At 65.1% G+C, this 22,303-nt stretch carries 19 protein-coding genes; 5 read left to right on the top strand and 14 right to left on the bottom strand.

Annotated elements, in window-relative coordinates; all coding sequences use genetic code 11:
- Positions 1 to 2 precede the first annotated feature (2 nt).
- Positions 3 to 2,276: an FdhF/YdeP family oxidoreductase gene (locus tag RS901_RS27810; protein WP_316153738.1), complete on the bottom strand. Its 2,274-nt coding sequence runs from the start codon at positions 2,274 to 2,276 to the stop codon at positions 3 to 5.
- A gap of 102 nt (positions 2,277 to 2,378) precedes the next feature.
- On the opposite strand from RS901_RS27810, the gene RS901_RS27805 reads away from it, so the two are divergent.
- Complete coding sequence (locus RS901_RS27805; protein WP_316149395.1) at positions 2,379 to 3,608, top strand: ISAzo13 family transposase; 1,230 nt, start codon at positions 2,379 to 2,381, stop codon at positions 3,606 to 3,608.
- Positions 3,609 to 3,734: 126 nt separating this feature from the next.
- Here the strand turns inward: RS901_RS27805 and fba are convergent, their stop codons facing one another.
- From fba to RS901_RS27745, 12 genes are all read right to left on the bottom strand, one after another.
- A complete protein-coding gene (gene fba / locus RS901_RS27800) occupies positions 3,735 to 4,772 on the bottom strand; it encodes a class II fructose-bisphosphate aldolase (RefSeq protein ID WP_316153737.1) in 1,038 nt (345 codons plus the stop codon).
- A 42-nt stretch (positions 4,773 to 4,814) separates the two neighbouring features.
- On the bottom strand, positions 4,815 to 6,053 hold the full coding sequence (locus tag RS901_RS27795) for a phosphoglycerate kinase (protein ID WP_316153736.1): 1,239 nt from the start codon (positions 6,051 to 6,053) through the stop codon (positions 4,815 to 4,817).
- A gap of 9 nt (positions 6,054 to 6,062) precedes the next feature.
- Positions 6,063 to 7,073, bottom strand: coding sequence for a type I glyceraldehyde-3-phosphate dehydrogenase (gap, locus tag RS901_RS27790; RefSeq protein WP_316153735.1), 1,011 nt, complete (start codon positions 7,071 to 7,073; stop codon positions 6,063 to 6,065).
- 59 nt (positions 7,074 to 7,132) lie between these two features.
- Positions 7,133 to 7,828 (bottom strand): phosphoglycolate phosphatase, encoded by a 696-nt coding sequence (gene gph / locus RS901_RS27785; RefSeq protein WP_316153734.1) that lies wholly within the window; start codon positions 7,826 to 7,828, stop codon positions 7,133 to 7,135.
- The gene (gene tkt, locus RS901_RS27780; RefSeq protein ID WP_316153733.1) at positions 7,828 to 9,837 is read right to left on the bottom strand and encodes a transketolase; all 2,010 of its coding nucleotides are present in this window, start codon (positions 9,835 to 9,837) and stop codon (positions 7,828 to 7,830) included. Before tkt ends, gph begins: the two co-directional genes overlap by 1 nt.
- A 40-nt stretch (positions 9,838 to 9,877) precedes the next feature.
- Positions 9,878 to 10,756: a phosphoribulokinase gene (locus RS901_RS27775; protein WP_316153732.1), complete on the bottom strand. Its 879-nt coding sequence runs from the start codon at positions 10,754 to 10,756 to the stop codon at positions 9,878 to 9,880.
- Positions 10,757 to 10,767: 11 nt separating this feature from the next.
- Positions 10,768 to 11,862, bottom strand: coding sequence for a class 1 fructose-bisphosphatase (locus RS901_RS27770; RefSeq protein WP_316153731.1), 1,095 nt, complete (start codon positions 11,860 to 11,862; stop codon positions 10,768 to 10,770).
- 57 nt (positions 11,863 to 11,919) lie between these two features.
- Positions 11,920 to 12,645, bottom strand: a complete 726-nt coding sequence (gene rpe / locus RS901_RS27765) for a ribulose-phosphate 3-epimerase (protein WP_316153730.1) — start codon at positions 12,643 to 12,645, stop codon at positions 11,920 to 11,922.
- A gap of 1 nt (position 12,646) precedes the next feature.
- Positions 12,647 to 13,411 carry an HAD family hydrolase gene (locus RS901_RS27760; protein WP_316153729.1) on the bottom strand — a complete coding sequence of 255 codons (765 nt, stop codon included), beginning with the start codon at positions 13,409 to 13,411 and terminating at the stop codon, positions 12,647 to 12,649.
- A gap of 3 nt (positions 13,412 to 13,414) precedes the next feature.
- Complete coding sequence (gene cbbX / locus RS901_RS27755) at positions 13,415 to 14,347, bottom strand: CbbX protein (protein WP_316153728.1); 933 nt, start codon at positions 14,345 to 14,347, stop codon at positions 13,415 to 13,417.
- 152 nt (positions 14,348 to 14,499) lie between these two features.
- On the bottom strand, positions 14,500 to 14,919 hold the full coding sequence (locus RS901_RS27750; protein WP_010809290.1) for a ribulose bisphosphate carboxylase small subunit: 420 nt from the start codon (positions 14,917 to 14,919) through the stop codon (positions 14,500 to 14,502).
- A gap of 57 nt (positions 14,920 to 14,976) precedes the next feature.
- Positions 14,977 to 16,437 carry a form I ribulose bisphosphate carboxylase large subunit gene (locus RS901_RS27745; RefSeq protein ID WP_035826739.1) on the bottom strand — a complete coding sequence of 487 codons (1,461 nt, stop codon included), beginning with the start codon at positions 16,435 to 16,437 and terminating at the stop codon, positions 14,977 to 14,979.
- A 166-nt stretch (positions 16,438 to 16,603) separates the two neighbouring features.
- On the opposite strand from RS901_RS27745, the gene RS901_RS27740 reads away from it, so the two are divergent.
- Together RS901_RS27740 and RS901_RS27735 are read left to right on the top strand one after the other, a co-directional pair.
- Positions 16,604 to 17,554 carry a LysR family transcriptional regulator gene (locus RS901_RS27740; RefSeq protein WP_316153727.1) on the top strand — a complete coding sequence of 317 codons (951 nt, stop codon included), beginning with the start codon at positions 16,604 to 16,606 and terminating at the stop codon, positions 17,552 to 17,554.
- 443 nt (positions 17,555 to 17,997) lie between these two features.
- Positions 17,998 to 18,834 (top strand): class I SAM-dependent methyltransferase, encoded by an 837-nt coding sequence (locus RS901_RS27735; RefSeq protein ID WP_316153726.1) that lies wholly within the window; start codon positions 17,998 to 18,000, stop codon positions 18,832 to 18,834.
- Positions 18,835 to 19,324: 490 nt separating this feature from the next.
- Here RS901_RS27735 and RS901_RS27730 read toward each other — a convergent pair whose 3' ends face one another.
- Positions 19,325 to 20,170, bottom strand: coding sequence for an IclR family transcriptional regulator (locus RS901_RS27730; RefSeq protein WP_316157310.1), 846 nt, complete (start codon positions 20,168 to 20,170; stop codon positions 19,325 to 19,327).
- 286 nt (positions 20,171 to 20,456) lie between these two features.
- Here RS901_RS27730 and RS901_RS27725 point away from each other — a divergent pair, with 286 nt between their 5' ends.
- Both RS901_RS27725 and RS901_RS27720 read left to right on the top strand, forming a co-directional pair.
- Positions 20,457 to 21,782 carry an MFS transporter gene (locus RS901_RS27725; protein ID WP_316153725.1) on the top strand — a complete coding sequence of 442 codons (1,326 nt, stop codon included), beginning with the start codon at positions 20,457 to 20,459 and terminating at the stop codon, positions 21,780 to 21,782.
- Between the two features lie 13 nt (positions 21,783 to 21,795).
- Positions 21,796 to 22,284, top strand: coding sequence for a thioesterase family protein (locus RS901_RS27720; protein ID WP_316153724.1), 489 nt, complete (start codon positions 21,796 to 21,798; stop codon positions 22,282 to 22,284).
- Positions 22,285 to 22,303 lie beyond the last annotated feature (19 nt).

Raw genomic sequence — 22,303 nt, 5'->3', positions numbered from 1 at the left:
CATCACGTCACCTCCGAGCGCACCACGCGCACGGGCACCGACTTGTAGGACGGGGTGCCGCTGTCCTCGTCGATGTAGTCGAGCGGCACCAGTCTGTTTGCCTCCGGATAGTAGGCGGCGACGGAGCCAGGCGCGATTTCATATTCGATCGCAGTGATCTTCTCGAAACGCAGCTGCCGGCCCGCGACGATGGTCTCGATGTCGACCAGGTCGCCATGCTCCAGGCCGCGCGCCGCCAGGTCGGCCTCATTCATGAACAGCACGTCGCGCCGCCCGAACACGCCCCGGTAGCGATCGTCCATGGCATAGATGGTGGTGTTGTACTGGTCGTGGCTGCGGATCGTCACCAGCCGCAGGACATCGTCCGCATGGACTTGCTTGTCTTCGTGCAGCCCCTTGAACACGTAGAACTCGGCCTTGCCCGACGGCGTTTCCCATTTGCGCTCGGTTGGCGGCAAGGGCATGCGGAATCCGCCAGGGACCCGCACGCGCGTGTTGAAATCCTCAAAGCCGGGCACCGTCTTCTCGATCAGGTCGCGGATCCTGTCGTAGTCGGCAACCAGTTCCAGCCATGGCACCTTGCTGTCAGGCAGGGTCGCGGTGGCCATGCCCGCCACGATGGCCGGCTCGGAGCGCTGAAACTCGGACGCCGGCGCCAGCTTGCCGGCCGAGGCATGCACCATCGACATCGAATCCTCCACCGTCACCGATTGCGGCCCGGTCTCCTGCACATCCAGTTCGGTGCGGCCCAGGCAAGGCAGCACATAAGTCTCCTTGGCCACCAGCAGGTGGGTGCGATTGAGCTTGGTCCCGACATGCACGCTCAGGTCGAGCTTGCCCATGGCGGGGAAGCACTGCTCGGGATCGGGCAAGGCGACCGCGAAATTCCCGCCCAGGCAGAACAGCGCCCTGGACTTGCCATCGATCATCGCCTGCATCGCGTTGACGGCATCGTGCCCGTGTCCGGCGGGCGGGCTGAAGCCAAAGGTGTCCTCGATCCGCTGCAGGAAGCCGGCTGACGGCTTCTCGGTAATGCCGACAGTCCGGTTCCCCTGCACATTGGAGTGGCCGCGCAAGGGGCAGATACCGGCGCCGGGCTTGCCAAAGTTGCCGCGCAGCATCAGCAGGTCGCACAGCAGGCGCACATTGGCCGTGCCTTCGTTGTGCTGGGTCACGCCCATGCCGTAGGTGACGATGGTGGCATTCGACTTCGCATAGGCCGCCGCCACCAGTTCCAGGTCCGCGCGGGTCAGGCCACTGGTCTTTTCGATATCCGCCCATTCGGTTGACCGCAGATCGTCGGCCAGCGCCTCGAAGCCCTCGGTGTGGACCGCGATGAAGTCGTGGTCCAGCACATTGCCCTGACTGGCCTCCAGGTCCAGCAGCGCCTTCATCACCCCCTTGATGGCGGCGGCGTCGCCACCGGCGCGGACCAGGAAGTAGGACGACGCAATCCGGGTGGAACCATAGGTGGCCATCTCCACCATGTTCTGCGGGTCGGCAAAGCGCTCAAGCGCCCGTTCGCGCAGCGGGTTGAACACCAGGATCGGCACCTTGCGGCGCGACGCCTCATGCAGCGTCCCCATCATCCGCGGGTGGTTGGTGCCCGGGTTGTGGCCGATCGAAATGATCAGCTCGCACGTGTCAAAGTCTTCCAGCGACACCGTGCCCTTGCCGATGCCGATCGAGCGCGGCAAGCCCACGCTGGTGGGCTCGTGGCACATGTTCGAGCAATCGGGGAAGTTGTTCGTGCCATATTCCCGCGCGAACAGCTGGTACAGATATGCGGCCTCGTTGGAAGCCCTGCCCGAGGTATAGAACTCGACCTGGTCCGGCGTCAGCCCGCGCAGGATCTCGCCGATGCGGGCGAACGCCGCCTCCCACTCCACCGCGCGGAAGGTGTCGGTGGCGCGGTCGTAGACCAGGGGATGCGTCAGCCGGCCAAAGTCTTCCAGTTCGTAGTCGGTCCGGTTCAGCAGCGAGGACACGGTATTGGCTGCAAAGAACTCGGGAGGCACCCGTTTGGTGGTTGCCTCCCACGTCACGGCCTTGGCGCCGTTCTCGCAGAACTGGAAGGTCGACCGGTGCTCCTTGTCGGGCCATGCGCAGCCGGGGCAATCGAAGCCGTCAGGCTGGTTGGTCCGCATCAGCGTGATCGGCGCCCGGACGGTATCCATCTGCGTCCGGATCGCCCTGGCGGTTGCCTTCAGCGCACCCCAGCCGCCGGCGGGACCGTCGTACTTCCTGATACCAGGCACTTCGCGTCGATTGGCCATATTCGCTCCTTGTGCCGCGCCAGGTTGCTGGTGACGGCGTTGGGGTTAGGACCCTAGCAAAAATAACTTGAACAGTTGTCCTCGCGTCTATACGATGCGCACATGGATATCAGCGAGGCAGTCGAAGCGAAGTTTCGGGCCCTGCAGGCGCGCCTTGATGAGGCGACGTTGCGCCTATGGGCCGCCGCCGAAGCGCGCAGCCTGGGGCGTGGGGGCGTGAGTCTGGTGGCCAAAGCGATAGGCATCTCGCGCACCACGATCTATGCGGGACTGGCCGAACTCGAAGCGGCCGGTGGAGCGACGCGGGACATGACGGCCAAGCGCATTCGTGCCCCGGGAGGCGGGCGCAAGAGGCTAACTGAGCTCGATGCGAGGTTGTTGGAGCACCTGGATGCACTGGTGGAGCCGACCAGCCGGGGTGACCCGATGTCAGCACTACGATGGACGTGCAAGAGCACCACCCGTCTGGCCGAAGAGCTCAACCGGCTGGGGCATCGCGTGAGTCAGCGCACGATCTGCGATCTGCTGACGCAGACGGGCTACAGCTTGCAATCGGTGCGCAAGACACGCGAAGGCGCGCAGCACCCCGACCGCGACGCGCAGTTCCACTACATCGCCGACAAGGTGGCGCAGTATCAGCGCCAGCGTCAGCCGGTCATCTCGGTGGACACGAAAAAGAAGGAGCTGATCGGCGATTTCAAGAACGCTGGCCGCGAATGGCAGCCCAAGGGCCAACCCGAGCAGGCGCGTGTGCACGATTTCATCGACGATGAACTGGGCAAGGTTGCCCCGTATGGCGTCTATGATGTGACGGCCAACGAGGGCTGGGTCAGCGTGGGCATCAACCACGACACCGCCGAGTTCGCGGTTCAAAGCATCCGTCGCTGGTGGCTGGAGATGGGCCGTCCGTTGTATCCGAAAGCCAGGCGACTGCTGGTCACCGCCGACTGCGGTGGCAGCAACGGGTATCGTGTGCGGCTGTGGCGGGTGCAGTTGCAGCGACTGGCCGACGAACTCGGTTTCGCTGTGCAGGTGTGCCACTTTCCGCCGGGTACGAGCAAGTGGAACAAGATCGAGCATCGCCTGTTCTGCCATATCACGAACAACTGGCGCGGCCGACCGCTGTTGACGCGTCAGGTGGTAGTGAACCTCATCGGCAGCGTGAGTACCGCTGAAGGGCTGAAAGTGCGTGCGGAACTGGACGAGAACATGTACGACGCAGGTATCAAGGTCAGCGACGCCGAACTCGCTGCCGTGGCCATTGAGCGCGACGAATTTCATGGCGAGTGGAACTACCGCATCAAACCTCGAACATCTCGTCGCAAGACGTAATTGTTCAAGTTATTTTTGCTAGGATCCTTAGTCACACGAACAACTCCTACTGCCGGTTTGCTCCCCTCGTCCGCTTGCGGGAGAGGGGAGCGTATGCCTGGGCGCGTGGTACTGCAGATGCCGCCTTCAGGAATAAAGCTTCGCCACCCGCTCCAGCGGCACCGGCTTGATCCGCGAGGCCTGCCCGGCGCAGCCGAAGGCCTCGAAGCGCAGCTTGACCAAGCTCCTGGCCCCCTTCTTGGCCGCCAGCAGCGCCTTGCGCGGATCGAACTCGCTGCGGTCGTCGGACAAGGACTTGCGGATCGCCCCGGTCATGGCCAGGCGGATGTCCGTGTCGATATTCACCTTGCGCACCCCCATCTTGATGCCGCGCAGGATCTCCTCGACCGGCACGCCGTAGGTCTCCTTGATGTCGCCGCCGTACTGGCGGATGATCTCCAGCCATTCCTGCGGCACCGAGCTGGAGCCGTGCATCACCAGGTGGGTGTCAGGGATCTGCTCATGGATCTCGCGGATGCGGTCCATCGCCAGGATGTCGCCGGTGGGCTTGCGCGAGAACTTGTAGGCGCCGTGACTGGTGCCGATGGCAATCGCCAGCGCATCCACGCCGGTGCGGGCGACAAAGTCGCGCGCCTGGGCCGGGTCGGTCAGCATCATGTCGTGCGACAGCGTGCCCGCCGCGCCCACGCCGTCCTCTTCGCCGGCCTGGCCGGTTTCGAGCGAGCCCAGGCAGCCCAGCTCGCCCTCCACCGACACGCCGATCGCATGCGCCATCTCGCACACGCGCCGCGTGACGTCGACGTTGTAGTCGTAGTCGGACGGGGTCTTCATGTCTTCGCGCAGCGAGCCGTCCATCATCACGCTGGTGAAGCCGGAGCGGATCGAGGCCTGGCAGATCGCCGGGCTGGAGCCGTGGTCCTGGTGCAGCACGATGGGGATGTCCGGATGGGTCTCGGCCGCGGCCAGCACCATATGGCGCAGGTAAGCCTCGCCGGCGTACTTGCGGGCGCCGGCCGAGGCCTGCAGGATCACCGGGCTGTCGGTTTCCTCGGCCGCCTCCATGATGGCGTGGATCTGTTCCAGGTTGTTGACGTTGAAAGCCGGCACGCCGTAGCCGAACTCTCCCGCATGGTCCAGCAGCTGGCGCAAGGAAATGAGTGCCATGATGAAGCTCCTTTACTGATTGCAGAATCGGTGAGGTCGGGTTCAGGCGGCGGCGCGCTGTGCCAGCACGGCCAGCGCGGGCAGCGTCTTGCCCTCCAGGAATTCCAGGAACGCGCCGCCGCCCGTGGAGATATAGCCCACGCGGTCGGCAATGCCGTACTTGGCAATGGCCGCCAGCGTGTCGCCGCCGCCGGCGATCGAGAACGCCTTCGATTCAGCGATGGCCTGGGCCAGCACCTCGGTGCCGTTGCCGAACTGGTCGAATTCGAACACGCCCACCGGGCCGTTCCAGACGATGGTGCCGGCGGCCTTGAGCTGCTCGGCCAGCATCGCAGCGGTCTTCGGACCGATGTCCAGGATCATGTCGTCGTCGGCCACGTCCTTGACGTCCTTGACGGTGGCCGCGGCGGTGGCGCTGAATTCCCTGGCACACACCACGTCGACCGGGATCGGCACCGAGGCGCCTCGGGCGGCCATGATGTCGATGATGGCCCTGGCATCGCCCACCAGGTCGGGCTCGGCCAGCGACTTGCCGATCTTCAGGCCGGCAGCCAGCATGAAGGTGTTGGCAATGCCGCCGCCCACGATCAGGTTGTCGACCTTGTCGGCCAGCGACTTCAGGATGGTCAGCTTGGTCGAGACCTTGGAGCCGGCCACGATCGCCACCAGCGGGCGCGCCGGCTGGCCCAGCGCCTTGCCCAGCGCGTCGATCTCGGCGGCCAGCAGCGGGCCGGCGCAGGCAATGGGGGCGTACCTGGCGATGCCATGCGTGGTCGCCTCGGCGCGGTGGGCGGTGCCGAAGGCGTCGTTGACGTAGACATCGCACAGCGCCGCCATCTTCTGCGCCAGTTCGTCGCTGTTCTTCTTCTCGCCCGTGTTCATGCGGCAGTTCTCCAGCAGCACCACCTGCCCGGGCGGCACCTGGAAGCCGCCCTCGGTCCAGCCGGACAAGAGCGGCACCTGGCGGCCCAGCAGCTCCGACAGGCGGCGGCCCACCGGCGCCAGGCTGTGGCGCGGGTCTGGCGCCCCCTCCTGCGGCCGGCCCAGGTGCGAGGTGACCATCACCGCGGCGCCCGCCTGCAGGCAGGCCGCGATGGCAGGCACGGAAGCACGGATGCGGGTATCGTCGGTGATAGCGCCCGCGGCGTCCTGCGGGACATTGAGGTCGGCGCGGATAAAGACACGCTTGCCTGCCAGCCCGCCGGCGGCGAGCAGTGCGGCCAGCGTGTGCGGCGCCGTGGGATTCGTGTGCGGGACCGAGGCATGGGATAGGCTCATCATGGCAACCTGCTAGCGTGCGTGGGCCAGCGCCACCGCGGTATCCAGCATGCGGTTGGAGAAGCCCCATTCGTTGTCATACCAGGCCGACACCTTGACCAGCGTGCCGTTGACCTTGGTCAGGGTGGCGTCGAAGGTGGATGACGCCGGGTTGTGGTTGAAGTCCACCGAGACCAGCGGCGCGGTGTTGTAGTCCAGGATCCCGTTGAGCTCGCCTTCAGCGGCGGCCTTCAGGATGCCGTTCACCTCCTCCACCGTGGTCGGCCGAGCCGCCACGAAGGACAGGTCGACCAGCGACACATTGATGGTCGGCACGCGCACGGCAAAGCCGTCCAGCCGGCCGTCCAGCTCAGGCATCACCAGCCCGACCGCGGCGGCGGCGCCGGTCTTGGTCGGGATCATCGACATGGTGGCCGAGCGCGCCCGGCGCAGGTCTTCGTGGTAGACGTCGGTCAGCACCTGGTCGTTGGTATAGGAATGCACCGTGGTCATCAGGCCGTTCACCACGCCCAGCTTCTCGTGCAGCGGCTTGACCAGCGGCGCCAGGCAGTTGGTGGTGCACGAGGCGTTGGAGATCACCGTGTCGGTCGCCTTCAGCACGCCGTGGTTGACGCCGTAGACGATGGTGGCGTCCACGTCCTTGCCGCCGGGGGCGGAGATGATCACCTTCTTCGCGCCGCCCTTCAGGTGGGCCGAGGCCTTTTCCTTGCTGGTGAAGAGCCCGGTGCATTCCATCACCACGTCCACGCCCAGCTCACCCCACGGCAGCTCGGCCGGGTTGCGCTGCGCCAGCACGCGGATCCGGTCGCCGTTGACGCGGAAGGCATCGCCGTCGACCGAGACCTCGCCCGGGAAGCGGCCGTGGACGGTGTCGTACTGGGTCAGGTGCGCATTGGTGGCCGCGTTGCCAAGGTCGTTGATGGCGACGATCTCGATATCGTGTCGCTTGCCGCCTTCATAGTGGGCGCGCAGCACATTGCGGCCGATGCGTCCGTAGCCGTTGATGGCAACCTTGATAGTCATGCTGTCTCCTTTACTTGTCTTGGTATCCTTGCCGGTCGCGCTGGCGCGCCGGCGCAACATCAGGCGGCTGGCGCCAGCCGCGCCGGCGTCAGCAGCGCCGGCAACGCCTCCAGCGAATCGAGCAGCGCGTCGGCGCCCAGCGCCGCGGGCCCGCCGGGGCCGGCGTAGCCATAGCGCACCAGGCAGACCGGGATGCCGGCCGCGCGCGCCGCCGCCACGTCCACCGCGGAATCCCCCACCAGCACGCCCTGCGCCGGATCGACGTCGAGCAGGTTGCAGGCGTGGCGCAGCGGTTCGGGGTCCGGTTTCATCTGCGCGATCGAGTCGCCCGCCACCAGAACTTCCAGGTATTGCGACAACCCGGTCAGCGCCAGCAGCGGCACCGCCAGCGCGCGCGGCTTGTTGGTGACGCAGGCAAGCCGGTAGCCTTGCCGCCTGAGCGCCTCCAGGCCTGCCTCCACGCCCGGGAACACCGAGCCGAGGCGGCCGTTGGTCTCTACATAGTGGCGGTGGAACATCGCCACGGCATCGGCGGCGTCCACCCGCGCCGTGAGCCCGGCGGTTTCGAGCACGCGCCGCACCAGGTTGGGCACCCCGCGGCCGATGAAGCCGGCCACGGTGTCGAACGGCAATGCCGGGCTGCCGAGGTCGGCCAGCATGCGGTTGCCGGCCTCGACAATATCGGGCGCGCTGTCGACCAGCGTGCCGTCCAGGTCGATCAGCACCGCGGTGCAGGGCATGGATGCGGTAGCCATCACGCCTCCTCCAGCAGCACGCGCGCGGCCGCCGCGACATGCGCCGGGGTCAGGCCGAAGTGCTGGTACAGCGCCTCGGCCGGCGCGGATTCGCCGAAGCTGTCGATGCCCAGCGCCAGGCCCCGCTCGCCCACCACGCCGCGCCAGAACCAGGTGCCGCCTGCCTCCACGCTGACGCGCGGCAATCCCGGCGGCAGGACGGTGTCGCGGTATGCCACGTCCTGCGCGTAGAACAGTTCCACGCAGGGCATGGACACCACGCGTGCGGCAATGCCGGCATCGGCCAGGTCCAGCGCCGCGAGCATGGCGATTTCCACCTCGGAGCCGGTGGCGATCAGCACCACGCGCGGCGCCGGCACATCGCGCAGCACATAGCCGCCGCGCGCAATCTCCGCGCGCTGGGCCGCACTGCGCTCGAACGGCATCAGCGCCTGCCGCGACAGCACCAGGCAGCTCGGGCCATCCTCGCGCTCCAGCGCGGCCAGCCACGCATATGCGGTCTCGGCGCCGTCGCAGGGGCGCCAGACCTGGTTGTTGGGGATCAGCCGCAGGCTGGCGGCGTGTTCCACCGGCTGGTGGGTGGGACCGTCCTCGCCAAGCCCGATCGAGTCATGGGTCAGCACGTGGACCACGCGCAGGCGCATCAGCGCCGCCATGCGGATGGCATTGCGCGAATAGTCCGAGAAGGTCATGAAGGTGCCGCCGTAGGGAATCAGCCCGCCATGCAGCGCAATGCCGTTCATGGCGGCGGCCATGCCGAACTCGCGCACGCCGTAGCTCACGTAGTTGCCATGCCCGGCATGGTTGACCCAGACCGACGCCTTGACATTGGTCAGGTTGGAGCCGGTCAGGTCGGCCGAGCCGCCCAGCAGCTCGGGCAAGGCGGGCGTGAGCGCCTCCAGGCAAAGCTGCGATGCCTTGCGCGTGGCGATCTTGCCCTGCAGCGGTGAAGGCGCGTCCAGCAACGCCATCAGCCCGGCATCGAAGCCTTGCGGCAGGCGGCCCTTGACGCGGCGCACGAACTCCTCCGCCAGTTCGGGATGCGCGGCGCAATAGCTGACGAAGCGCGCCTCCCATTCGGCCTCGCGCGCGGCGCCTTGCGCGCGCGCGTCCCAGGCGTCGGCAACATCCGCCGGCACCGTGAAGGGCTCGGCTTCCCAGCCCAGCGCGGTGCGCATGGCAGCGATCTCCGGCGCACCCAGCGGGGCGCCATGTACATCGTGCCCGCCGGCCTTGGCGGGCGCGCCCTTGCCGATCACGGTGCGGCAGCAGATCAGCGTAGGCCGGTCGCGCTCGGCCTTGGCCTCGTGCAGCGCAGCGTCGATGGCCTGCACATCGTGCCCGTCGACGGCAATCACATGCCAGCCGTAGGCGGCAAAGCGCTTCGGGGTGTCGTCGGCAAACCAGCCGGCGACCTCGCCGTCGATGGAGATGCCGTTGTCGTCGTACAGGCAGATCAGCTTGCCCAGCCTGAGCGTGCCCGCCAGCGAGCAGGCCTCGTGGCTGAGCCCTTCCATCAGGCAGCCATCGCCAAGGAAGACGTAGGTGTGGTGGCCGACGATGTCGAAGCCGGGCCGGTTGAAGGTGGCGGCCAGCAGCTTCTCCGCCAGCGCCATGCCGACGGCATTGGCCAGGCCCTGCCCCAGCGGCCCGGTGGTGGTTTCCACGCCCGGCGTCACGCCAAGCTCCGGATGGCCGGGCGTGGCCGCGTGCAGCTGGCGGAACTGGCGCAGCTGCGACATCGGCAGGTCGTAGCCGGTCAGGTGCAGCAGCGCATACTGCAGCATGGAAGCATGTCCGTTGGACAGCACGAAGCGGTCACGGTCGGGCCAGGACGGGTTGGCCGGGTTGTGGCGCAGGTGGCGCCGCCACAGCACTTCGGCCATCTCGGCCATGCCCATGGGTGCGCCGGGGTGGCCGGACTTGGCCTGCTCCACCGCGTCGGCGGCCAGGAAGCGCAGCGCATTGGCACAGCGCGCTGCGGAGTCGATGCGTTCTGGTGCGTTCATTCAGAAGATCCTCGCGAGTCGGCGTTTCACGGTCGAGTCCTTACAGGGCGGCGCGCTTGCGGCGCTCCATCATGCGCAGTACGAAGGGCGTGAAGATCAGCTGCATGGCCAGTTCCATCTTGCCGCCGGGCACCACGATGGTGTTGGCGCGCGACATGAAGGAGTCGTGGATCATGCTCAGCAGGTACTGAAAGTCGATCCCCTTCGGGTTGGCAAAGCGGATCACCACCATGCTTTCATCGGGCGCGGGGATTTCGCGCGAGATAAACGGGTTGGACGTATCCACGCACGGCACCCGCTGGAAGTTCACATGCGTGCGCGAGAACTGCGGGCAGATGTAGTTCACGTAGTCCGGCATGCGGCGCAGGATGGTGTCGGTCACGGCCTCTGTCGAATAGCCGCGCTGCTTCTTGTCGCGCCAGAGCTTCTGGATCCATTCCAGGTTGATGACCGGCACCACGCCGATCAGCAGGTTGGGATACTGGGCGACATTGACCGTGTCGGTAACCACGCCGCCGTGCAGGCCCTCGTAGAACAGCAGGTCGGTATCGGCCGGCAGCGGCTCCCACTGGGTGAAGGTGCCGGGTTCCTGCCCGAACGGCGCGGCCTCCTCCGGGCTATGCAGGTAGTGCCGGTGCATGCCCGTGCCGGTTTCGGCATAGGAGCGGAACAGGTTCTCCAGCTCGCCGAACAGGTTGTTCTCCTCGCCGAAGTGGCTGAAGTTCATATTGCCGGTGCGCTCGGCCTCGGCCATCTTGACCTTCATCTCGGCGCGGTCGTAGCGGTGGAAGCTGTCGCCTTCGATCACCACTGACTTCACGCCCTCGCGGCGGAAGATGTTCTCGAAGGTACGGGTCACCGACGTGGTACCGGCGCCCGAGGAGCCGGTGATGGCGATAATGGGATAACGTTCTGACATGGCCAGGCACCTCAGGCAGACGCGCGGAACAGGCTGCGCTCGTTGAACAGGGGACTCGGAAGGTCAGGATCGGTCTGGTCGGTGTGGTAGCCCTCGATCCGTTCCACTTCATTGCGCGAGCCGAAGATCACGCCGATGCGCTGGTGCAGCGCGCCCGGCGCCACCGACATGAGCGTCTGCCGGCCCGTGCTGGCGCGCCCGCCGGCCTGCTCCATCAGAAAGGCGATCGGATTGGCCTCGTACAGCAGGCGCAGGCGACCCGGCTTGGCGGGATCCTTGGAGTCGCGCGGGTACATGAAGACGCCGCCGCGCATCAGGATGCGGTGCGCCTCGGCCACCATCGACGCGATCCAGCGCATATTGAAATCCTTGCCGCGCGGCCCGCTCTTGCCGGCCATGCACTCGGCGATATAGCGCTGCACCGGCGCTTCCCAGAAGCGGCTGTTCGACGCATTGATGGCAAATTCCTGGGTATCGGACGGCACCCGCAGGTTGGGGTGCGTCAGGAAAAATTCGCCCAGGTTGGGATCGAGCGTGAAGCCGTTGACGCCGTTGCCGACGGTCAGCACCAGCATGGTGGTAGGACCGTAGAGCGCGTAGCCGGCCGCCACCTGGGCGCTGCCGGGCTGCAGGAAGTCCTGCTCGGTCACGGCGCTTGCGCCTTCCGGGGCGCGCAGCACCGAGAAGATGCTGCCCACCGAGACATTGACGTCGATGTTGGACGAGCCGTCGAGCGGATCGAACACCAGCAGGTACTTGCCGCGCGGGTAGTGTTCCGGGATCTGGTAAGGCGCCTCCATCTCCTCCGACGCCATGCCGGCCAGGTACCCGCCCCACTCGTTGACGCGCAGGAAGGTGGTATTGCTCAGCACGTCCAGCTTCTGCTGGATTTCGCCCTGCACGTTGACGGCCCCTGCTTCTCCAGCTTGATTGCTGGCCTTGCCGTGCAAGCCCCCGAGCGCGCCGAAGGCAACCGCGCGCGCAATTTCCTTGCAGGCCATGGCGACGTTGAGAATCAGGCCGTTGAAGCCGCCGCTGGCATCCGGATAGCGGCGGCGTTCCTCGATCAGGAACTGCGTCAGGGTCATCCTTTGGACTTCAGGCATGACAGGTCTCCTATAGATTGGCTATGTGTTCTTGTGTAGTGCCGGTGCGGCTGGCCGCTATGTGATCGTGGCGGCCTCGCGCAGGCGGCGCAGGATGCTCCAGTAGCCGCCGTCGGCATCGGGCGCGCCGAACACGGCGCTGCCGGCCACGAAGGTGTCGGCGCCCGCGCGGGCGATTTCGGCAATGTTGTCGGCCTTGACGCCGCCGTCGATCTCCAGCCAGACCGGCCGCCCGCCGGCGTCCACCTGCCGGTCGATGCGCGCGCGTGCCTGGCGCACCTTGTCCAGCACGCCCGGGATGAAGGCCTGGCCGCCAAAGCCCGGGTTCACGCTCATCAGCAGCACCAGGTCGAGCTTGTCCAGCGTATGGTCCAGCCAGCCCAGCGGCGTGGCCGGGTTGAGCACCAGGCCGGCCTTGCAGCCGTGGTCGCGGATCAGGCCGATGGTGCGGTCGACATGGCGGCTCGCCTCCGGATGGAAGCTGATGATGTTGGCGCCGGCCTTGGCAAACAGCGGGATCAGCGCGTCGACCGGTTCCACCATCAGGTGCACGTCGATGGGGATGGAGACCAGCGGCCGGATCGCCTCGCACACCAGCGGGCCGATGGTCAGGTTGGGCACATAGTGGTTGTCCATCACATCGAAGTGCACCAGGTCTGCACCGCCGGCCTCGATCGCGCACACCTCTTCGCCCAGCCGCGCGAAATCGGCCGACAGGATGGATGGCGCCAGGCGGATGGCACGCTGGCTGCCATGGCCGGAGTTGGGTTCAGTGGCATGCATGTCAGGTCGCCTCGATCAGGGTGCCTTGGTGCCAGGCGCGCAACGCGGCAAGGTCGGCCCAGCGGTGCGCCGCGCCGGGCACGTGCTGGGGCATGGGTTCGCCGGGATCGCCAAGATGCGGCAGCACCAGCAGCGCGCCCTCGAAGGAGTCCTGCCCGCTGAACGCGGTGGGCGTGACCACGGTGGGGATGCCGGCGGCCCGGGCGGCGCGCAGGCCGTTCTCCGAGTCCTCGATCGCCAGGCAATCACCGCCTTGCAGGCCAAGCCGCTCCAGCACGGCCAGGTAGACATCGGGCGCCGGCTTCTTGATGGCCGTGGTGCCGGCGTCGCCGATGGCGGCAAAGCGACGGCGCCAGTCCGCGCCAAGCGGCGCCTGCAGCAGCGCGTCGAGGTTGGCCGGCGTGGTGGTGGTGGCAATCGCGAGCGGGAGCCCTGCCTCGCCGGCCTCGGCGATCAGGCGGGCAATGCCCGGGCGCAGCGGCAGGCCGCCCGCCCCCACGCGCTCGGCATAGTGGCGGGTCTTGATGGCGTGCACGGCGTCGATGGTTTCCTTCACCTTGCAGCCGCGGGCCTCTTCCGGGTCGACCATGCGCCAGTAATGCATCAGGCGCTCCTTGCCGCCGGCCACCTTGAGCAGGCGCGTGTAGAGCGGCGCGTCCCAGTACCAGTCCAGGCCGACCTCGGCGAAGGCGGCATTGAAGGCTTGCAGGTGCGCGCTCTCGGTATCGGCCAGCGTGCCGTCGACATCGAAAATCAGGGCTTGCATGGCTTACTCCTTGGCCGGGGCCTGCGCGGCCTTCGAAAACACGCGGCTGGCCAGCAAGTCAGACGCCGTGATGGTGGTCAGGGTACGGTCGTCGACAACCGTGCCGGCGTCGTCCAGCAGGCGCGAGGCATGGCGCAGCCGCGCGCGGTCCAGCGCATTGCGCACGCTGCGGGCATTGGCAAAGTGCGGCTGCGCCATGCGCCGGGCCAGGTAGTCGGCAAACACGGCCCGGCTCTGGTCGTCGAAGCGGTACTGCATCTCGGCCAGCATCAGATCGGCGATCTGGCGCAGCTCGTCGAGCTGGTAGTCGGGGAAATCGACGTGGTGGGCAACGCGCGAGGACATGCCCGGGTTGGACTCGAAGAAGCGGTCCATGCGGTCCTTGTAGCCGGCCAGGATCACCACCAGGTCGTCGCGGTTGTTTTCCATCACCTGCAGCAGGATCTCGATGGCCTCCTGGCCGTAGTCGCGCTCGTTCTCCGGGCGGTAGAGGTAGTAGGCCTCGTCGATGAAGAGCACCCCGCCCATGGCCTTCTTCAGGATCTCCTTGGTCTTGGGCGCGGTGTGGCCGATGTACTGGCCGACCAGGTCGTCGCGGGTCACCGCCACCAGGTGGCCACGGCGCACGTAGCCAAGCTGGTGCAGGATCTGCGCCATGCGCATGGCCACGGTGGTCTTGCCGGTGCCGGGATTGCCGGTGAAGCACATATGCAGGCTGGGCGCACCGGCGCTGAAGCCGCGCGCGGCGCGCAGCTTGTCCACCAGCAGCAAGGCGGCGATATCGCGGATGCGCGCTTTAACCGGCTTCAGTCCGATCAGCTCGCGGTCAAGCTGGGCCAGCAGCTCGGTGATGCCCGAGCTGGCCAGCGACTCGGCCAGCGATCCGGCCGGAGCGGCTGGCGGCTGCAGCGGTGCGGTCGTTTCAGGTGCGGACATGGCAGGCTCCGTGAGGATCATTCGAGCATCCGGCTCGAAGATTCGAGGCGCAGCTCCCCCCGGTGCGCGGCCTTGCGGCGGCGCAACCGTGGGATTGCACAGTCAGGAAAAGCGCCGGCGGCAGCGCCGCGCGGCGGTTCAGCCGGTGCCGCTCAGTAGCGGCTGCCCTCGGGGCGTGCCTGCACGGCGTAGCTCTCGATCGAGTAGCGCATGGTGCGGCCGGGCTCTTCCTGGCGCACCAGGCGGAAGCCGGGCTCGTCCGCAGGACGATTGACGATAAACGACATCACCACCGACTCCACCGTATGCGTCGAATCGAAGGCCGTGACGCGGATGTAGTGGTTGGGGAAGGTGCTGCGCGCGTTGTTGATCTCCAGCAGGATGCCGGCGGCATCGCGCAGGTCGAACATCGGCAGGCCGAACATCTCCCAGTAGGTATTGCGCGGATGCGGGTCGTCGGTGTACTCGATGCCGACCGCCCAGCCCTGGTTCAGGCAGTATTCAAGCTGGCTGGTGATCTGCGCGTCGGTGAGGTCGGGCAGGAAGGAAAAAGTGCCTTGAGTAATACGCATGATGTCCTCTCGTTCTTTGGGTTCGCTCGTCGTGCTTTGGTGGCGTCGCGCCAGGGCTCAGGCCACCGACGCGGTGGGCGCGAAGTCCGAGGTGTCGGTCGGCGTGTAGTTGAAGCTGATGTCGCCCCAGGTATCGAGCGCAGCCCGCAGCGGTCCGCACCAGCGCGCGGCATCGCGCAGGATCTCCGGCCCTTCATTGAGGATGTCGCGTCCTTCATTGCGCGCCAGCACCATCGCTTCCAGCGCGACGCGGTTGGCGGTGGCGCCGGCCTGGATGCCCTGGGGGTGGCCGATGGTGCCGCCGCCGAACTGCAGCACCACATCGTCGCCAAAGAGGTGGATCAGCTGGTGCATCTGGCCGGCATGGATGCCGCCGGAAGCCACCGGCATCACCTTGCGCAGCGAAGCCCAGTCCTGGTCAAAGAACAGCCCGCGCGACAGGTCGGTGTGGGTGTAGGCATCGCGGCAGACGTTGTAGTAGCCCTGCACGGTCAGCGGATCGCCTTCCAGCTTGCCCACCGCGGTGCCGGTGTGCATGTGGTCGACGCCTGCCAGGCGCAGCCATTTGGCAATCACGCGGAACGACACGCCGTGGTTCTTCTGCCGGGTGTAGGTGCCATGGCCCGCGCGGTGCAGGTGCAGGATCATGTCGTTCTGGCGGCACCAGTTGCTCATGGACTGGATACAGGTCCAGCCGACGATCAGGTCGATCATGATGATGACCGAGCCCAGCGACTTGGCGAACTCGGCACGCCGGTACATCTCTTCCATGGTGCCGGCGGTCACGTTGAGGTAGCTGCCCTTGACCTCGCCGGTAGCGGCCGAGGCCTTGTTGACCGCGTCCATCACGAACAGGAAGCGGTCGCGCCAGTGCATGAAGGGCTGCGAGTTGATGTTCTCGTCATCCTTCATGAAGTCCAGCCCGCCCTTCAGGCCCTCATACACCACGCGGCCATAGTTGCGGCCCGACAGCCCCAGCTTGGGCTTGGTGGTGGCGCCCAGCAGCGGGCGGCCGAACTTGTCCAGGCGCTCGCGCTCGACGATGATGCCGGTGGACGGGCCGGCGAAGGTCTTCACATAGGCCACCGGGAAGCGCATGTCTTCCAGGCGCGCCGCCTTGATCGGCTTGAAGCTGAACACGTTGCCGATGATCGACGCGGTCAGGTTGGCGATCGAGCCTTCCTCGAACAGCGACAGGTCATAGGCCACGTAGCAGAAGAACTGCTCGGGGTTGTTGGGCACCGGATCGACCCGGTAGGCCTTGGCGCGGTACATGTCGCAGGCGGTCAGGCGGTCGGTCCACACCACCGTCCAGGTGGCGGTGGACGATTCACCGGCCACCGCGGCAGCGGCCTCGACCGGATCCACGCCGTCCTGCGGCGTGATGCGGAACAGCGCCAGCAGGTCGGTATCCTTGGGCTCGTAGTCGCCGTCCCAGTACCCCATTTCCTTGTACTTCATGACGCCGGCGTCGTAGCGCTTGCGCGGCTTGGCTTGGACCGATTCAGGTGCGTTCATGCTTGTCTCCTTGCTTGGTTGAGCGTCGTGGCTACTGCGTTGATGCAAAGATATAAGCCCACCCACATAAGGTAAATTCAGATATTCTTAGTGCCTGTATAAGCAATCCCTTAAGTGCGGACCAAACTGCACATCACGGGAACATCCAAAGCCGCCCCCACCGCCCATGTCCTTCCTGCGCGCCCTCACCCTTCGCCAGTTGCAGATCTTCGTCACCGTGGCCAGGCACGCCAGCTTCGTGCGCGCGGCCGAGGAACTGCACCTGACCCAGCCGGCGGTCTCGATGCAGGTCAAGCAGCTTGAATCCGTGGTCGGCATGGCGCTGTTCGAGCGGGTCAAGGGGCAACTCACGCTGACCGAGCCCGGCGACCGCCTGCTGCACCATGCGTCCCGGATCCTCGGCGAGGTCAAGGACGCCGAGGAAGGTTTGCAGGCGGTCAAGGACGTCGAGCAGGGTTCGATCACGATCGGGCTGATCAGCACGTCGAAGTACTTCGCGCCCAAGCTGCTCGCCGGCTTTACCGCGTTGCACCCGGGCGTGGACCTGCGCATCGCCGAAGGCAACCGCGAGACGCTGCTGCGGCTGCTGCAGGACAATGCCATCGACCTTGCCCTGATGGGCCGCCCGCCGCGCGAACTCGACGCCGTCTCGGAACCCATCGCCGCACACCCGCACGTACTGGTGGCCTCGCCGCGGCACCCTCTGCATGACGCCAAGGCATTCGATCTGCAGGAACTGCGTCACGAGACCTTCCTGCTGCGCGAACCAGGTTCCGGCACCCGTACCGTGGCGGAGTACATGTTCCGGGACCACCTGTTCACGCCGGCCAAGGTGATCACCCTGGGCAGCAACGAGACCATCAAGCAGGCCGTGATGGCCGGCATGGGCATCAGCCTGTTGTCGCTGCACACGCTGTCGCTGGAGCTGCGCACCGGCGAGATCGCGCTGCTGGACGTGACCGGCACGCCGATCGAGCGCATCTGGCATGTCGCGCATATGTCCAGCAAGCGTTTGTCACCGGCCAGCGAGAGCTGCCGCGCCTATCTGCTGGAGCACACGGCGGAGTTCCTGGGAAAGGAATATGCGGGGCTGCTGCCTGGGCGGCGCGTGGCGTGATGAACCGGGTGGATTTGGCGGGACTTGCGGTTGATCGGCGGATGTCGACCAAGCTGAGGATCCAGAACTTGAGTTTGCCGTTTCAGGCCTGATGTCAGTCGTCCAGATTCAATGAGATGGTCGTCCGGGGACAACCGGAGGGCGCGAATCATTCTATTTCGGGCCACTCTGGCTGCCGGCTGGAATCGGCCAGGACCGGCACTTCAACTCCATTCTGAAGCGGACATCTGGAGGGCCGCTTCACTCAGATACCAGCCCCAGAGAACCGGATGGCGAAATCAGCAGTAGTGGGTCGGCTCAAAGTTCAGTCGGGGTTGTAAAGTGGTTGTTGCGCATCTATACATTCGGGGGAGGGGTTTTTCCCTGACTGCCATTTTCTCAAGTTTCAACTGGCCCCAGTCTGACTGGGCTGGGTAGCATGACGATGCCGAGCCGTGGAGAGAATGAATATGCGGAATGCTGTTAACGAGGCCATAAAAACCCATTATGGTCGATCGGATTTGGCGGCAGTCATTCTTGCCGCCTTGGAAGAAGCGGGAGCCGATATACAGAAACTCTCTCTTGAGGAGTTGGCTCCAATCGATGAGTTTCATATTCGCGGCCGCGCGGCGACTCTGGAACTCGCAAAGGCGGCAGACTTACGTTCGACAAAGCGTGTGCTGGATATCGGTAGTGGTATTGGCGGAACCTCGCGGTGCCTGGCGAAGGAGTTTGGTTGCCGCGTCACTGGCATCGATTTGACGGACGAATATTGTCAGGTTGCATCGATGCTTACTGCAATGGTTGGCCTCGATGGACTGGTTGACTATCGCCAGGGAGATGCGACGAATCTTCCATTCGAGGACAATGAATTCGATGTAGTCTGGACTGAGCACGTGGCAATGAATATTTCGGACAAGCATCGGTTTTACAGCGAAATCTACCGGGTTCTAAGACCAGGGGGTACGCTTGCAATCTATGATGTCCTTGCCGGCGCTTCAGAGGCAGTGCTTTTCCCGGTCCCGTGGGCCCGTACGCCGGACACAAGTTTCCTTGTGTCACCAGATGAGTTGCGCGATTTGCTTCGAGATGCTGGATTTACCATTACAGACTGGAAAGATACGACAGCGGAAGCGCGCGAATGGTTTGTAAATCTGGCTGAGCGTATACGCCGAGAAGGCTTTCCTGTCCTAGGGTTCCATTTGCTGATGGGTAATGACTTCCGTACGATGGCGCAAAACCAAGGTCGTAACCTTGAAGAGGGACGGATTTCCCTCGGGCGAATTATTTCAGTGAAATAAGAAGAGTAGGAGAGCGTACTCAATTGAACAGTGGTCTGTTGCCGTCGGGGGAGTAAGATGGTGGCTTTACCTGAGAAGGCGGCTGCTATCTGAGAAAAAAACGAGTAGCCGCTTCGGCCGAACTGCTTACTGTGGCTGCTCGACCGGTTGAATCCGCAGTCCGCTAGTTGCCGCTGGCGCCAGCAAGCCCATGCGCGGGCAGGCCGAGGGCCGAGACCGGCCACAAACGGTCTTTGGCCCGCATAGCTGTGCGGACGATCTAGCGTCGCTTTCACCGAAATGCGGTCATTCGCGCGCTGGAGATCTGGCTCTGTGCCAGCGTGCAGTATCGGGCGAACTGAGTGGCACGGCTAACATCACATGCAGTGATCAAGTTGATGCCGCGCAGGGCCTCAACGACGTTACAGGATACTTATCGGACCAAGTGTACGGACTAGTCCGGCACAGGGGAGCGGCGTGGTGCTACCGCGGCCGCGCGTCTGCGAATGGGTCAGGCGCGCGCCAGAGCCTCTTCGGCGATCTTCCAGGCGTGCTCCTGCATGGCGTCCAGGTACCGCCTGATGTTTGTTTCCGTCATCCTGCTTGCCAGCGCTCCTAGCCCGATCGCGCCAATCGTTTCTTGAGAGCTGGTAACGATCGGCACGCTGATGCCGCGGTAGTGGGTGTTCAGGAAGTTCACCTCGAGCCGTCCATAGCCGTGGCGCCTGCAATGCAGGACGCGCTCGCGCACCGCCGACACTGTATCGCCAAACGCGGCGATGCGGCGCGCATTCTGCGTCAACAGGGCGTCCAGGCCCGAAGCCGGCATTGTCTGCATCAGGGGAATGCCGCCAACGCTCACTCCGAGCGGCCGCCGGTTGCCGACTTCCACGTAAAGGATCTTTGCGGGATTCTTCCCGGAGCGCCGGTCAATACAGACGGAGTCGAGTGCATTACGCGTCGTGAGAAATACAGTCTCGCCGAATCTTGCGCACAGCTTCTCCAGATGCGGTGAAGCCATTGCACGAATCGGGAACCGGTTGCGTCGCGACAGCGCCAGCAGGAAAACCTCCTGGCCAATGTAGTAGCGGCTCTCGCCCGGCGGCTTTTCCACAAGTCCCTGGCCGACGAGTGTGCCCAGCAGCCTGTGCGCCGTAGCGGGCGCCAAGCCGAGCTCCGCGGCGATGTCCCCGAGCCGGCGGCCTTGGTCCTGGCCTATGGCAACCGCCCCTAGGATTTGGGCCACTCGTTCCGCGCTGCGAACCGTATCTTCCCGCGCCGGAGGCAGTGTTCCTTGGGGCCGGTCCGGGTGGGTCCCGCTACCTGCAGCCGCGACCGCTTTGCATCCCTTTGCCATGGGCGTTCCCTTCTGTCTCATGGTGATTCCACGCTGACCAATTGCGCCGCCGCTATTGGCCTGGCCGTAACCACGCCGTGCGCGCACCTCTCAGGCCGGATCACCGGATCCGAGTGCCAAAATTTTCCGTCAGGCGGAATTCTGCGTCAACAGCGGATTGTGGCGCGGGGGGCGTCGTTCCTACACTGACGCCGCTGTTACCCGAATTCGAAAGCCGGCAGGGAGCCACTGCTGGCGAATCCGCCGCAGGCTCCGCTGAGCCGATGCGGCTTCTGGAGGAGACATCATGCAACTGTCAACGCTCGCCGCAGGCGAAGCAACGTCGACAACGGTCGACAGAGTATTCCGGAAGATAGCCTGGCGTTTGATGCCGATCCTCTTCCTCGGCTACTTGTTCGCGTTCCTGGACCGGATCAACGTCGGGTATGCGCAATTGCAGATGAAGGACACGCTCGGCTTCTCCGACGCAGTCTACGGCCTTGGTGCCGGTATCTTCTTCCTTAGCTACATGCTGTGTGAAGTCCCGAGCAACATGCTGTTCGAACGCATGGGCGCGCGGCTGACTTTCCTACGCATCATGCTGCTTTGGGGACTGACCTCTGCCGCCACCATGTTCGTGCAGACTCCGCTGCAGTTCTACATCGTTCGCTTTCTGCTTGGTGTCTTTGAAGCCGGCTTCTTTCCCGGCGTGATCCTGTATCTCAGCTACTGGTTCCCGCCGGAATGGCGCGGGCGCGCAACCAGTGCGTTCCTGTTTGCCTTGCCTATCGCGGGCGTCGTGGGTGGACCGTTGTCGGGAGCCATCATTCGCCTGATGGACGGCACAGGCGGTCTGGCGGGTTGGCAATGGTGCTTCCTGCTCGAAGGCCTCCCGACGGCGCTCATCGGCCTGCTTTGCCACCGATTCCTGTGTGACAAGCCTGGGCTCGCGTCGTGGCTGAGCGCCGACGAAAAGCAGATTGTCGAGGCGGCCTTGCCTGCGCATGAACCGAGCAGCCGCCACGGCTGGCAGCAGGTGCGGGAGGTGATGACCGAGCGCCGCGTGCACGCGCTCGGCCTGATCTACTTTGCACTCACAAGCGGTTCCTACGCATTCGCGTTCTGGCTTCCCGCCATCATCAAGGGGCTGGGGGTGAACGACCCGCTGCAGATCGGCTGGTATTCATTGCCTCCCTACGTCATGGGTGCCGTCGGTATGTGCATCGTCTCCTGGAATTCCGATATTCGCGGAGAGCGGCGCTGGCATGTCGCACTGATGTGCCTGCTCGCGTCTATCGCGCTGGCGACCAGCACCCTGGCTGGTCGATCGCTCGGTACCTCGCTGCTGTTGCTTAGCATTGCGAACTTTGGGCTGATGGGGGCGGGGGCGGTGTTCTGGAGCGTTGCGCCGACAGCGCTGCGAGCCCGCAATGTGGCCGTGGGTATCGCTCTGGTGAGCAGCCTCGGCATTCTCGGCGGATTCTTCAGCCCCACGCTCATCGGCGTTGCGCGTTCCGTGACCGGGAGTACGTCAGACGGCCTCCTGCTGATCAGCCTGATGCTGCTGACCGCGGGCGCCGTCACGGTCCGCACCCTGGATCGCGGAAATCCGGCGCAGGCCAGTGCAAAGTAACAAGGTGAGGACCATGCAAGACAAGTACCCGTTTTCGATCCGCGAAACCATACGCTTCCATCATTGTGACCCAGCCGGCATCGTCTTCTATCCCCAATACCTGGTGATGCTGCATGCGCTCATCGAGAGATGGTTCGATGACGGTCTGAACGAACCCTACGCAAGACTCATATCCACCCGGCGGCTGGGCATTCCCGTGGTCCGGCTCGACTGCGAATTCTTCTCGCCTAGCCAGCTCGGCGACGAAGTCACGCTCAGTCTGTCGGTAGAGCGGCTTGGCCACAGTTCCATCGATCTGCACCTTGAAGTACGCGGCACGGACGGCGATGGTGCCGAACACACTCGCGTGCGCGTGCGGCAAACCGTGGTGCTGATGTCGCTGGAAACGCGCCGGGCCGTTCCGTTGCCGCCGTCGCTGCGCGCCCGGATGGCGAGTCAACCAATAGACCGAATAACGGATAACGCCTCCGGATTCGCGACCGGCCTGTCGAGTCAGGCATGACCGAACGACACAACTGCAT

It is taken from the genome of Cupriavidus sp. BIC8F (genome assembly GCF_032465815.1).
GTDB classification, from domain to species: Bacteria; Pseudomonadota; Gammaproteobacteria; order Burkholderiales; family Burkholderiaceae; genus Cupriavidus; species Cupriavidus necator.
This window is presented reverse-complemented; position numbering and strand designations above follow the sequence as displayed.